This is a genomic window from Streptomyces sp. NPDC103540 (genome assembly GCF_055584445.1).
The window spans coordinates 867,086-878,636 of record NZ_JBVJMA010000001.1 but is presented as its reverse complement, the minus strand read 5'-3'; the positions used below and the strand labels follow the sequence as shown (position 1 = coordinate 878,636).

Here is an 11,551-nt window from a genome sequence, read left to right as displayed (position 1 = left end):
CCATGCGGATACGGATCGAGGAGGGGTTCCCCTTGGTGGAGGCCGGCATGGACAGCATTGGAACGAACACCGCGCCCGAGCCCGGCGTGACCCCGGTCCCGGCTCAGGCCCCCGACCTGGTCACCGTCCCCGCCCGGCAGGGGTTGGAGGCCGTCGACATCATCCGGCGGGGCGCCGGCCACACCGCCCCCGGCGTCGGCCCGGTGCTCCACGACGGTTCCGGCGCCACCCTCGGCTTCCTCGTCCCGCCCGGCACCGCCGACGCCTGGGACCTGCCCGGCAGCGCCTGTACGCAGACCAACGGGCGCGGCATGCGCTTCGGCGACCTCGCCTCCCCCACCGCCGGCTGCACGGGCTGGCTGCTGCCGCCCGAGGCGGTGGGACCGGTCACGGACCCGGAGGTGCTGCGCGCGGCGCTCGGCGAGGCGGCCCGCCTGATCGAGGCGGCCGACAACTGCCGCTGAGGGGCGCCGGCCGATAATGGGGGCGTGGCAGGGAAGAACAAGGGCGGCAAGGGCGGCAGGGCCGGCGGCGAGGGCCGGGGGGCGCGCGGTGGCGCGGAACCCGTCGGCGGGCAGGTCGGCGGTGGCCAGGCGGAGTTGACCCCGGACCGCGAGCGGCCCCGGGCCTGGACCCTGCTGATCGACGGCGCCCCGCAGTCGCACGTGGACCTCGACGACCCCGGCCGGCTGGACTTCGCCTACCAGCGGCGCATCGGCCACCTCATCGACCTCGTCGCACCCGCCCGGCAGCCCCTGAACGTGGTGCACCTCGGCGGCGGCGCCTTCACCCTGGCCCGCTACACGGCCGCCGCGCGGCCCCGCTCCACGCAGCAGGTCGTGGAGATCGACGGCGCCCTGGTGGCCTTCGTGCGCGAGCACCTGCCGCTGGACCCCCAGGCGCGGATCCGGGTCCGGGCCGTGGACGCGCGCGCCGGGCTGGCCAAGGTGCCCGACGGCTGGGCCGACCTGATCATCGCCGACGTGTTCAGCGGGGCCCGCACGCCCGCCCACCTGACCAGCGCCGAGTTCCTGGACGACGTACGCCGGGCCCTGGCGCCCACCGGCTGGTACGTCGCGAACCTCGCGGACGGTCCGCCGCTGGCGCACCTGCGCGGCCAGATCGCCACCGCCGCCTCCCGCTTCGCCGAACTGGCCGTCGCCGCCGATCCGGTGGTGTGGCGGGGCAAACGTTTCGGCAACGCGGTGCTCGTCGCCGCCGACCGGGAGCTCCCGGTGGCGGAGTTCACCCGCCGCGTGGCGAGCGACCCGCACCCGGGCCGGGTGGAACACGGCCGGGCGCTGGCGGACTTCACGGGCGGGGCGACCCCCGTCGCGGACGCCTCCGCCGTGGCATCCCCGGAGCCGCCGCCGTCGGTGTTCCGCTGACGGTGTTCCGCCGGCCGTGTTCCAGCGGCGCTCGGGGTGCGGGTTTCAGCCCTCGTAGGTCTCCACCAGCGGCGGGTGGCCGTTCCAGGTGCAGAAGACCGACATCTCCCGGCCCGCCCTGGAGAAGGTCACCCGGATCCAGTACGGCTGTTTCCACACCTGCATCTGCCAGCCGGCGTCCGGCGTCGCCGACACCAGCTCGGCCGAGGAGGCCCCCAGGTCGAAGACCACCCGGCCGCCCGTGACCGGGTAGGCCTTCACCTCTCCCTGGGCGCCGCCCTCCGGCCGCGACCCGGGGCCCGGGCCCGGCGGGGCCTGCTTCGGGGACGGCTTCGCGGCGGAGGCGCCGGCGGACGGCGCCGCCTGCGACGGGCCGGACGCGGAAGCGGAGGGGGAAGCGGAGGGGGAGGCGGACGCGGACGGCGGGGCGGGGGAGGGAACGGGCGACGGAGCCCGCGAGCCCAGCGTCGAGGAGGACAGCGGCGGGTTCGCGAGCGGAGGATCGTAGGCCGTTCCCGACATGACGGTGTGCACGCCCCACCAGGACAGGGCCATGGCGGCACCGGTCGCCAGCACCCAGGCCGTGGCATGTACAAGTCCTCGTCGCATCAGGGGACATACTGCACCACCCGGAACGGACCCGGCCCGACACCCCGCCCGGTCGCCCGAATGGACTACCGTGCGGCCATGGCTAGTGTGCTCGTGGTCGAGGACGACCAGTTCGTACGTTCCGCCCTGATCCGGCACCTGACCGAGGCCTCCCACACCGTGCGGAGCGTCGGCACGGCCCTGGAGGCCCTGCGCGAGGTCGCCCACCACCGCTTCGACGTGGTCATCCTGGACCTCGGCCTGCCCGACCTCGACGGCTCCGAGGCGCTCAAGATGCTGCGCGGCATCACCGACGTGCCCGTCATCATCGCGACCGCGCGCGACGACGAGGCCGAGATCGTCCGCCTCCTCAACGACGGCGCCGACGACTACCTGACCAAACCCTTCTCCGTGGAGCACCTCTCCGCCCGCATGGCCGCCGTACTGCGCCGCTCCCAGGCGGCGGCCGCCGAACCCCCCTCGCGGGTGCTGCGCGTCGGCGGGCTCGCCATCGACCCCCTGCGCCGCCAGGCCGAGCTGGACGGGGCCGTCCTCGACCTGACCCGCCGGGAGTTCGACCTGCTGACCTTCCTCGCCGGCCGGCCCGGGGTGGTCGTCGCCCGGCGCGAACTGCTCGCCGAGGTCTGGCAGCAGTCGTACGGGGACGACCAGACCATCGACGTGCACCTGTCATGGCTGCGCCGCAAGCTCGGCGAGACCGCCGCCAACCCCCGCTACCTGCACACGCTGCGCGGGGTCGGGGTCAAGCTGGAGCCGCCGCTGTGACGCGCGGCCCGGGGAGGGGGAAGGGGAGGGGGACGCCGTGAGGTGGGCGCTGGTCAAGGTGTGCCTGGCGGTCACGACCATGGTGGTCCTGGCGTTCGCGGTACCACTGGGGCTGGTGGTGCAGGAGATGGCCCGCGACCGGGCCTTCTCCAACGCCGAACGACAGGCCGCCACCATGAGCCCGACGCTCTCCATCACCACCGACCCGGTCCAACTGCGCAAGGCCGTGGAATCCACGCAGACGGGCGCCGCCCGCCGGATGGCCGTCCACGTACCGGCCATCGGCGACGCCCCGCCCGTGGACATCGGCGGCGGTTGGGCCGGCGCGCACGCGGTGCAGGAGACCCGCCGCCTGGGCCGGGCCGGCACCGCGAAGGTGGCCGGCGGGGGATCGGCCCTGCTCCAGCCCACCGCCCTCGGCTCCGGGGACATCGCCGTGATCGAGATCCTGGTCCCGGAGAGCGAGGTGAGCAACGGCGTCACCACCGCCTGGCTGGTCCTCGCCGGGGTCGGGATCGCCCTCGTCGTCGGCTCCGTCGCCGTCGCCGACCGGCTCGGCGCCCGCCTCGTACGGCCCGCCGAACGGCTCGCGGACGCCGCGCACCAGCTGGGGGAGGGCCGGCTCGGCGCACGGGTGCCCGAGGCCGGGCCGAAGGAACTCCGCTCGGCGGCCGTCGCGTTCAACTCCATGGCCGACCAGGTCGTGGAACTCCTCGCCAACGAGCGGGAACTCGCCGCCGACCTCTCGCACCGCCTCCGCACGCCCCTGACCGTGCTCCGGCTCAACGCCGCCTCCCTCGGGGAGGGCCCGGCCGCCGAACACACCCGGGCGGCCGTCGAACAACTGGAGCGGGAGGTCGACACGATCATCCGCACCGCGCGGGAACAGCGCGCCCCCGCCGCCACGGCGGCCGGCGCGGGCTGCGACGCCTCCGAGGTGATCCGCGACCGGATGGGCTTCTGGTCCGCGCTGGCGGAGGACGAGGGCCGCGAGGTGCGCCTGGCCGGCGTGGACCGCACCGTACGCGTCCCCGTGGCCCGCCCCGAGCTGGCCGCCGCCCTCGACGCGCTCCTCGGCAACGTCTTCCGGCACACTCCGGAGGCCACGCCCTTCGCGGTGGACGTGCACGACGCCGGGGACGCCGTCATCGTCCTGGTCTCCGACGCGGGTCCGGGCATCGCCGACCCCGACGCGGCCCTGCGGCGCGGCAACGACGGGGCCCGGGACGGCTCCACGGGGCTCGGCCTGGACATCGTCCGGCGGGTAGCGGAGTCCACGGGCGGCGACGTCCGCCTGGGGCGCTCCGTACTCGGCGGCACCGAGGTGCGGCTGTGGATCGCCCTCGACGACCGGGCCCGCACCGGCGGCCGGGGGGCGGCCGGGCGGCGGACCCGGCGCGGACGGCGGCGTACGGACCGGGCCGCGTCCGAGGGATGAGGGCAGGTCGGCGCGGCGAACGGCGCGCGGCGACGGGCGCTCGGCAGGCGTTCGGCAGGCGTTCGGCAGGCGCTCGACGGGCCGGCGGCGCGTGGGCGGCGCGTGGGCGGCGCAACCGACGTACCCGTGGGGCGTGCCGCGCGGGGCGGGGGAGCGCGGGTCGGTACGGTCCGCCTCATGGACACCCTGATCTTCGGCGGGCTCCTCGCCACGCTGATCGCCATGTACCGGGAGACCTCCCGGACGGTGGTCCTCGGCGCGTGGTGGGTCATGCTGACCGCCGTCATCCTGCTGATGGCGCACCACATCACCGGCGGCCTCGCCCTGACCCTGAGCTACTGACCGTGGCGGCGATGAGCACCCTCGTACCCGAGACCCCGCTGGAGGGCGGGCTGTCGGGGCGGGTCCAGTACTGGTTCGCGTGCCTGTTCGTCATCGGCTGGACGGGCGTCGTCTGCGGCGGCCTGTACTACCAGTTCGGCCTGGGGGAGTACCCCTGCCCGCTGTGCGTCGTGCAGCGCATGTTCATGCTGCTGGCGGCGATCGGGGCGGCCCACGTCATCCGCTCCGCGCTCGTCGTGGGCGTGGTGACGGGCCGGGACTACATGATGGGCTGGGGCCTGGCCCTGGTCGCCGTGACGGCGGGCTCCTTCGCGGCGTGGCGGCAGACCACGCTGCACGTCCTGCCCGGGAACAAGGGGTACGGCAGCGAGGTGTTCGGCCTGCACCTGTACGTGTGGGCGTGGATCCTCTTCACCGCCTCGGTCGTCGCGATCGGGATCGCCCTGGCCTTCGCCCACACGACGGCCGACCGGGTCGTTCCGGCCCGTACCCCGGGCCCGCACCGCGCGGTGGGGACCTTCGCCCTCGCCTTCCTCGGGCTGGTCATCGCCGTCAACCTGGTGGCCGTCTTCCTTCAGGAGGGCTTCCACTGGTTCCTGCCCGACGATCCCACGCGCTATCGGTTCTTCTACGACGTCGGGATCCTCGACGAGCCCCCGGCCCCCCGCCCGGGCGGCGCTCCGCGCGGCTGACGCCGACGGTCGCGCGGCGCCGTCACCGCGACGGCGGGACCCGGTCCCGCAGGGGCTCGAACCGGACCTCTCGGGCCGCCACCGCGGCCGTCACCGCCGACGCGACGGCCGCGGCGCAGGCGAGGGCGAACGCGGCCCGGTGGCCGTGGGCCGCCGCGAGCGGCCCGGCGACGGCCGCCGCCGACGCCTGGCCGATGATCAGCCCGCTGCCCACGACGGTCATGGCCTGCGCCACCCGCTCGGCCGGACCGGTGCGTTCCACCAGGGCGAACAGGGCGATCAGGTGCGGGGCCACGGCCAGTCCGATCGCGGCGACGGCGGCGGCCGCCCCCCACAGCCCGCCCACGGCGAGCAACGACAACGTCAGCAGCGCCTGGATCCCGATGCTCAGGCGCAACCGTACGACCGGGCCGGCGCGACCCGGCCGGGCCACTGTCACGAGCCCGGCGGCCGAGCTGGTCACCGCCATGGCCGCCCACACCAGTCCGGCCGCGCCGGGCTCGCCCACGGACTCCGCCAGCGCGTTGACCCCCGTGTTGGCTCCGCTCCACGCCGCGCCCTGGAGCACGGCCAGCGCGCACAGCAGGACCAGCCCCGGCGACCACAGCCGTACGCCGCCCCGCGCACCCCCGCGCGCGAGCGGCCCGGGCGCGCTCGGGTGGAGGGCGAACAGGGTGCCGGCCGTCAGGATCAGCACCGCCGCCAGGACCAGCGCCGAAGCGGGGTGGACGGTCACGGCGAGGATCCCGGCCAGCGCGGGCCCCACCACGAACCCGACCTCGTCGAGGGTGGTGTCCAGGGAGAGCGCGGAGCCCAGCAGGGCCTTGTCCGCCCCGGCCAACCGCGCCCATCGGGCCCGCGCCAGCGGTCCCACCTGCGGCACGGTCAGCCCGGCCACCACGGCGAGCACGACCGGGGCGGCGGGCTCCGGCCCGGCCAGGATCACGGCGAGGAGGCCGGCCAGGGCGGCGGCGTTCGCCCCGCAGGCGGTCAGGAGCACGGGCCGGTGTCCGCGCCGGTCCGCGAGCCGGCCGATGACCGGGCCGCCGAGGGCCTGTCCGAGCCAGAGGGCGGCGGCGACGGCTCCCGCCCGGCCGATGCCCTCGCGGGCGTTGACGAGCAGCAGGGTGCCGATGGGGCACAGGGCGGCGGGCAGGCGCGCGAGGAATCCGAGCAGGGGCAGCGAGGGGCCGCCGAGCGCGAGGACGCCGCGCAGGCCCACGGGGGCGGGAGCGGTAGGGGAGCCCGCGGCGGCGCGGGCGGTGGGTCGGGACACGGGGCAACCTCCAGCCGCACGCCGACCCTCCCGTGTCTCCGGCGCGCGTCGTTGCCCGTCACCCGGGACGGTAGTGGCGGAATCCCTCCCTCGGCAGTGCTCAGGCGTCCTCGCCGGCGCGGAGTCGTCGCGCCTGCTCCCGGCCGACCTCGGCGCTGCGGTGGAGGTAGTCGGCGATGACGGCGAGTTCCGCGTCGCCGTAGCGCTCCAGCACGGCCCCGAAGGCCCGGCCGGGGGCCTCCCAGGCGGCGGTGAACCGCTCGCGCGCGGCGGGCGCGAGGACGACGAGGGAGCGGCGCCGGTCGTCGGGGTCGGCCTGCCGCGTGACGACGCCCGCCTTGACGAGCCGGTCCACGAGGCGGGTCGCGGAGCCGGAGGTCAGGCCGGTCAGGCGGGCGACGTCACCGGTGGAGACCGGGCCGGGCTCCAGGTCGAGGAGGGCCACGCACTGGAGGTCGGTGGGGTGCAGCCCGACGTGGTCGGCCATGGCCTGGTCGAGACGACCCTGGTCGGCGTGGCGGCGGCGGTCCTCGATGAGGATGCGCGCGAGGAGTTCGGCGCGGCTCCATTCACCCGCACGGGTGGAATCCTTTGACATCGGCTTCTCCCTGCCAGAGATTTATCTGTGTGACGCAGAGGTTGCGTGGAGCGGAATCTGCGTCATGTAGTCGCTCGGCACCTTAGCCGAGGGACCCGGTCGATCCAGGAGTAGATTCACAGCCACGGGAGGAAGCCATGAAGGGTCAGGAGCGGGTTCGCACGCACGGCGGTAAGGCGCCGACCCTGGAAGAGGTCGCGCGACGGGCCGGGGTCGGGCGCGGCACCGTCTCCCGGGTGGTCAACGGCTCGGGCAAGGTCAGCTCCGGCACCCGCGCCGCCGTCGAGGCCGCGGTCGCCGAGTTGGGATACGTGCCCCATCGGGCGGCCCGTGCGCTGGCCGGTGGTCGGGCGGACGCGATAGCGCTGGTCGTCCCGCGCTCCGCACCCCACCCGGACCCGGACTTCGACCTCGACCCCGACCTCTCCGCCCTTCTGCACGGGGTCGGCGCGACCCTCGCCGAGCGGGACCTCCAGCTCGTGCTGACCTTCGCGGGCGAGGAGCGGGAGCGCGCCCGGCTGCTCCGGTACCTGTCCGCGCGCCGGGTCGACGGGGTGTTGCTGCTGTCGGCGCGGGCGGGCGACCCGTTGCCGGAGCTGGTGGCGGAGCTGGGGGTGCCGGTGGTGTTGGCCGGGCGCCGCCAGGAGCGGGAGACCCTGCCGAGCGTGGGTTTCGACGATCGCGGGGGCGCGGCCGCGGCGGTGGGCCACCTCCTGCGGCGGGGTCGGCGGGCGATAGCCGCGCTGACGGGGGCGCCCGAGGCGTACGCCTCCCGGTGCCGGCTCGGAGGCTACCGGCAGGCCCTGGAGGGCGCGGGGCGCGGCGTGGACGAGCGGTTGATCGCCGTCGCGGAGTGTTCCGAGGCGGGGGGCCGCCGGGCGATGCGCGAGCTGTTGGAGCGCAGACCCGGGTTGGACGCCGTCTTCGCCGCGTCCGATCTGATGGCGGCCGGTGCCGGGCGGGAGCTGCGCGCGGCCGGGCGTCGAATACCGGGTGACGTGGCGCTCGTCGGCTTCGGGGATTCGCCCGTGGCTCCCTTCCTGGAGCCCCCGCTGACCAGCGTCCGGCGTCCCGCGGCGGAGCTGGGCCGGGCCGTGACGCGGATGCTGCTGGAGCTGGTCTCCGCCGAGCCGGCGGGGGAGGACCGCCGCCCGGAGCGGACACTGCTCCTGTCGACGCGACTGATCGTTCGGGAGTCCTCGTAGCCCGAGGCGGTCGCGGGTGGGCGTGGTGCGGGTACGGGTGAGGTGCGGGAAGGGGCGCACGAAACGCGGAAGGCCCCGGTCCGCTTTCGCGTACCGGGGCCTTCCCACAGGGTGAGTGACGGGACTTGAACCCGCGGCCACCTGGACCACAACCAGGTGCTCTACCAGCTGAGCTACACCCACCATGTCCGGTCGCTGAACGACCGGCCGAAGAAAAGGGTACAGGGTCCGGAGGGGTGCTCGCTCCCTCCTTTTCCGGCACCCCTCTCCGGTGGGTGCTACTCGCCGGCCACGACGTGCTTGGCGGCGATGGCGCGGGCGGTGTCCGAGTCCGGTCCGGGCTGCGGCACGAAGACCGCCTCGCGGTAGTAGCGCAGCTCGGCGATGGACTCCTTGATGTCCGCGAGCGCCCGGTGGTTGCCGTTCTTGGGCGGGCTGTTGAAGTACGCGCGGGGGTACCAGCGGCGCGCGAGCTCCTTCACCGAGGACACGTCCACGATCCGGTAGTGCAGGTAGCTCTCCAGCGCGCCCATGTCCCGCAGCAGGAAGCCGCGATCGGTGCCGACGGAGTTGCCGCACAGCGGCGCCTTCCGGGGCTCCTTCACGTGCTCCCGCACGTACGCCAGGACCTGCGCCTCGGCGTCGGCCAGGGTGGTGCCGCCGGCCAGTTCGTCCAGCAGCCCGGAGGAGGTGTGCATCTCGCGCACCACGTCCGGCATGTTCTCCAGGGCCGCGTCCGGCGGGCGGATCACGATGTCCACGCCTTCGCCGAGCACGTTGAGCTCCGAGTCGGTGACCAGTGCGGCCACCTCGATAAGTGCGTCGTCCGTCAACGAGAGCCCGGTCATCTCGCAGTCGATCCACACCATGCGATCGTTCATGCGCCCCACCTTATGCCGAAGGTCCCCCACATCGGTGCTCGGCCGATGTGGGGGACCCGGTCGGGACAGTGCCCGCGGGGGTGGCTACGCGTGCTCGCGCAGCACCCGGTTGGGGGCGTACAGCTCCGTCACGCTCGGACCGGAGGCGGCCAGGGCCGCCGCCGCGCGCTGGGGCTGCGGGGTGCGCTGGTGCGGAAGCGGCGTACCCGAGAGCTCCGACACCGGGGAGACGTCGGCCTGCGGCCGGCGCGCCCGGTAGGCGGAGCGGTAGGCGGCCGGGGAGGACCCCAGCTGCCGCCGGAAGTGTCCGCGCAGTGCGACGGGCGAACGGAACCCGCAGCGCCCGGCGACCTCGTCGACCGAGTAGTCGGAGGTCTCCAGCAGCCGCTGCGCCTGGAGCACCCGCTGGGTGATCAGCCACTGGAGCGGCGCGCTGCCGGTGAGCGAGCGGAACCTCCGGTCGAAGGTGCGTCGGCTCATGTAGGCGCGGGCGGCCAGCGTCTCCACGTCGAACTGCTCGTGGAGGTGCTCCAGCGCCCAGGCGACGACCTCGGCCAGCGGGTCGGCGCCGATCTCCTCGGGCAGCGACCGGTCGAGGTAGCGTTCCTGGCCACCCGTGCGGCGCGGCGGGACGACGAGTCGGCGGGCCAGTGCCCCGGCCGCCTCGCTGCCGTGGTCCGTGCGCACGATGTGCAGGCACAGGTCGATTCCGGCCGCGGTGCCCGCGGACGTCAGGACGTCACCGTCGTCGACGAACAGCTCGCGCGGGTCGACGTGGACGGACGGGTACCGCTTGGCCAGCGTCGGCGCGTACATCCAGTGCGTCGTCGCGGGCCGGCCGTCGAGCAGCCCGGCGGCGGCGAGCACGAAGGCTCCCGTGCACAGGCCGACGATCCGGGCCCCCTCCTCGTGCGCCAGACGCAGTGCGTCGAGCGCCTCCGGCGGCGGCGGTGAAGTGATGGAGCGCCAGGCCGGCACGACGACCGTGCCTGCCCGGGCGATCGCCTCCAACCCGTATGGCGCGGTCAGTTCGAGTCCGCCGGTGGTCCGCAGCGGACCGTCCTCCCCGGCGCACACGAGCAGTCGATAGCGCGGAACGCCCGCGTCCTGCCGGTCGATGCCGAACACGGACAACGGAATGGAACTCTCGAAGATCGGCCCGCCGCTGAACAGCAGCACGGCGACGATCTCCCTGCGGCGACGCCCCGCGAGCTTCCGGCCCGCGTCCGCGACGACGGCGGTGGAATCCTGGCTCATGGCGCTAAGCCCCCCTTGGGTGTCGCGACTCCTTGGTCTGGTCGCACCTGCACGTTTCCCCTCGGCCTTGCACGTGGATCCCCCGCCGTAAATACATGATCGAATCTACTGCGTCCCGTGGTGTCGGCGTGACAAGTTCAGCACGCAGCGCTATGTCGACTTGGCAACTTGGCGAAAAGCATTCGATCAGGAAGCGTTCCACTCCGCTACCCGAGTGGGAAGCGTGCGCTCCGGCCATGGCCTGTACCCATGGGGTCGCGGCACCCCCCTGACCCTGTCGTCGCTGATGGTAGGGGGGTTGGGGGGACATTCCGGCAAGGGGGGCACCCGGTCCGGAAGTTGGCTGAAAACAACCGGGTGTGTACGTGCGAACCGGTCAGTCGTGCGGGGAAAGCCCGCCGGGGCCGTGGCAGCCGCGGTGCGAACCGGAACCGCTGCGCGAGTGTCGGCCACGGTGTCCGGTCGGTGGGGAGTCCTCCGCGAACACCCGGGCCGCGGCCCGCTGCGTCTTCTCGGAGTGGCGCAGCAGGATCCGGCACGCGGCCGTCACGGCGGCGAGCCCGAGGGTGGCGACGGCGGCGCCGCCGTAGGAGGTCCCGTAGACGACCAGGACCACCGGGACCAGCAGGCAACTGAAGGCGGCCCAACGGACCACGTCGTCCGCGGCGTCGTCCTGGGGGCGTCCCGGGTGCTGCCCGGACGGGTGAACCGACGGGTGGCGCGAGGAGGTGAGGGAGGAGGGGAAGGGGGAGGGGTGGGGAGGGCGGGGGGAGGGGCGGGACTGCGTCGGCGGAACGGGCTGGACGGGTTGGACGGGGTGAACCGGATGGCCGGGCACGGCGTACTCCCTGCGGGCTCTTCCTGGACGGTCGGACGCATGTCCAACGCCCCGGCGAGGGGCTCGGTCACTGCGCGCACGGGTGGCGCGGAGGCCTCTCGTCACTGGCTGTAGGGGACAGTCGTCATTGCCAAGGAGCCCTCGCTCCGGCATGCTCCCTGGGACGCTCTCCTAGGGCGACATGCCCTGTGCAGGACAGGAGTGTCGCCGTACCCTGGTGGGTAAAGGCTTGGGAAGATGTTTCCCGGACAGAGCTTGGTCA

At 74.5% G+C, this 11,551-nt stretch carries 13 protein-coding genes and 1 tRNA gene; 7 read left to right on the top strand and 7 right to left on the bottom strand.

All coding sequences use genetic code 11. The features are described from left to right. Positions 1-47 precede the first annotated feature (47 nt). Together ACZ6ZI_RS03900 and ACZ6ZI_RS03895 are read left to right on the top strand one after the other, a co-directional pair. The gene (locus ACZ6ZI_RS03900; RefSeq protein ID WP_363054428.1) at positions 48-464 is read left to right on the top strand and encodes a hypothetical protein; all 417 of its coding nucleotides are present in this window, start codon (positions 48-50) and stop codon (positions 462-464) included. 24 nt (positions 465-488) lie between these two features. Beyond that, positions 489-1,388: a spermidine synthase gene (locus ACZ6ZI_RS03895; protein ID WP_469515397.1), complete on the top strand. Its 900-nt coding sequence runs from the start codon at positions 489-491 to the stop codon at positions 1,386-1,388. A gap of 45 nt (positions 1,389-1,433) precedes the next feature. On the opposite strand, the gene ACZ6ZI_RS03890 is transcribed toward ACZ6ZI_RS03895, so the two are convergent. Next, positions 1,434-1,997 (bottom strand): hypothetical protein, encoded by a 564-nt coding sequence (locus ACZ6ZI_RS03890; RefSeq protein WP_469515395.1) that lies wholly within the window; start codon positions 1,995-1,997, stop codon positions 1,434-1,436. A 78-nt stretch (positions 1,998-2,075) separates the two neighbouring features. On the opposite strand from ACZ6ZI_RS03890, the gene ACZ6ZI_RS03885 reads away from it, so the two are divergent. The 4 genes from ACZ6ZI_RS03885 (at position 2,076) to ACZ6ZI_RS03870 (ending at position 5,234) form a co-directional block, all read left to right on the top strand. Beyond that, a complete protein-coding gene (locus ACZ6ZI_RS03885) occupies positions 2,076-2,762 on the top strand; it encodes a response regulator transcription factor (protein WP_469515392.1) in 687 nt (228 codons plus the stop codon). A 37-nt stretch (positions 2,763-2,799) separates the two neighbouring features. Continuing rightward, positions 2,800-4,200 carry a sensor histidine kinase gene (locus ACZ6ZI_RS03880; protein ID WP_469515389.1) on the top strand — a complete coding sequence of 467 codons (1,401 nt, stop codon included), beginning with the start codon at positions 2,800-2,802 and terminating at the stop codon, positions 4,198-4,200. 177 nt (positions 4,201-4,377) lie between these two features. Further along, positions 4,378-4,542 (top strand): DUF5993 family protein, encoded by a 165-nt coding sequence (locus tag ACZ6ZI_RS03875; protein WP_469515386.1) that lies wholly within the window; start codon positions 4,378-4,380, stop codon positions 4,540-4,542. Positions 4,543-4,553: 11 nt separating this feature from the next. Then, entirely contained in the window at positions 4,554-5,234 is a 681-nt protein-coding gene (locus tag ACZ6ZI_RS03870; protein ID WP_469515383.1) for a disulfide bond formation protein B, read from the top strand. Between the two features lie 22 nt (positions 5,235-5,256). On the opposite strand, the gene ACZ6ZI_RS03865 is transcribed toward ACZ6ZI_RS03870, so the two are convergent. Together ACZ6ZI_RS03865 and ACZ6ZI_RS03860 are read right to left on the bottom strand one after the other, a co-directional pair. Beyond that, positions 5,257-6,510, bottom strand: a complete 1,254-nt coding sequence (locus tag ACZ6ZI_RS03865; RefSeq protein WP_469515380.1) for an MFS transporter — start codon at positions 6,508-6,510, stop codon at positions 5,257-5,259. A gap of 100 nt (positions 6,511-6,610) precedes the next feature. After that, positions 6,611-7,108 (bottom strand): MarR family winged helix-turn-helix transcriptional regulator, encoded by a 498-nt coding sequence (locus tag ACZ6ZI_RS03860; RefSeq protein ID WP_469515377.1) that lies wholly within the window; start codon positions 7,106-7,108, stop codon positions 6,611-6,613. A gap of 137 nt (positions 7,109-7,245) precedes the next feature. Between ACZ6ZI_RS03860 and ACZ6ZI_RS03855 the strand changes: the two genes are divergently transcribed. Beyond that, the gene (locus ACZ6ZI_RS03855) at positions 7,246-8,313 is read left to right on the top strand and encodes a LacI family DNA-binding transcriptional regulator (RefSeq protein ID WP_469515373.1); all 1,068 of its coding nucleotides are present in this window, start codon (positions 7,246-7,248) and stop codon (positions 8,311-8,313) included. Positions 8,314-8,423: 110 nt separating this feature from the next. Here ACZ6ZI_RS03855 and ACZ6ZI_RS03850 read toward each other — a convergent pair. From ACZ6ZI_RS03850 to ACZ6ZI_RS03835, 4 genes are all read right to left on the bottom strand, one after another. Beyond that, a tRNA-His gene (locus ACZ6ZI_RS03850) sits at positions 8,424-8,496 on the bottom strand. A 95-nt stretch (positions 8,497-8,591) separates the two neighbouring features. Then, positions 8,592-9,194: an oligoribonuclease gene (orn, locus tag ACZ6ZI_RS03845; RefSeq protein ID WP_363054419.1), complete on the bottom strand. Its 603-nt coding sequence runs from the start codon at positions 9,192-9,194 to the stop codon at positions 8,592-8,594. Between the two features lie 84 nt (positions 9,195-9,278). Continuing rightward, entirely contained in the window at positions 9,279-10,451 is a 1,173-nt protein-coding gene (locus ACZ6ZI_RS03840; protein WP_363054418.1) for a helix-turn-helix domain-containing protein, read from the bottom strand. Positions 10,452-10,827: 376 nt separating this feature from the next. Continuing rightward, positions 10,828-11,289: a hypothetical protein gene (locus ACZ6ZI_RS03835; protein ID WP_469515368.1), complete on the bottom strand. Its 462-nt coding sequence runs from the start codon at positions 11,287-11,289 to the stop codon at positions 10,828-10,830. Between the last annotated feature and the right edge of the window lie 262 nt (positions 11,290-11,551).

Excerpts from the sequence above, each read along its gene's own strand:
- ACZ6ZI_RS03890 (WP_469515395.1), bottom strand. The coding sequence starts at position 1,997 with ATGCGACGAGGACTTGTACATGCCACGGCCTGGGTGCTGGCGACCGGT.
- ACZ6ZI_RS03900 (WP_363054428.1), top strand. The coding sequence starts at position 48 with ATGGACAGCATTGGAACGAACACCGCGCCCGAGCCCGGCGTGACCCCG.
- ACZ6ZI_RS03875 (WP_469515386.1), top strand. The coding sequence starts at position 4,378 with ATGGACACCCTGATCTTCGGCGGGCTCCTCGCCACGCTGATCGCCATG.
- ACZ6ZI_RS03840 (WP_363054418.1), bottom strand. The coding sequence starts at position 10,451 with ATGAGCCAGGATTCCACCGCCGTCGTCGCGGACGCGGGCCGGAAGCTC.
- ACZ6ZI_RS03885 (WP_469515392.1), top strand. The coding sequence starts at position 2,076 with ATGGCTAGTGTGCTCGTGGTCGAGGACGACCAGTTCGTACGTTCCGCC.
- ACZ6ZI_RS03860 (WP_469515377.1), bottom strand. The coding sequence starts at position 7,108 with ATGTCAAAGGATTCCACCCGTGCGGGTGAATGGAGCCGCGCCGAACTC.
- ACZ6ZI_RS03855 (WP_469515373.1), top strand. The coding sequence starts at position 7,246 with ATGAAGGGTCAGGAGCGGGTTCGCACGCACGGCGGTAAGGCGCCGACC.
- orn (WP_363054419.1), bottom strand. The coding sequence starts at position 9,194 with ATGAACGATCGCATGGTGTGGATCGACTGCGAGATGACCGGGCTCTCG.
- ACZ6ZI_RS03870 (WP_469515383.1), top strand. The coding sequence starts at position 4,554 with ATGAGCACCCTCGTACCCGAGACCCCGCTGGAGGGCGGGCTGTCGGGG.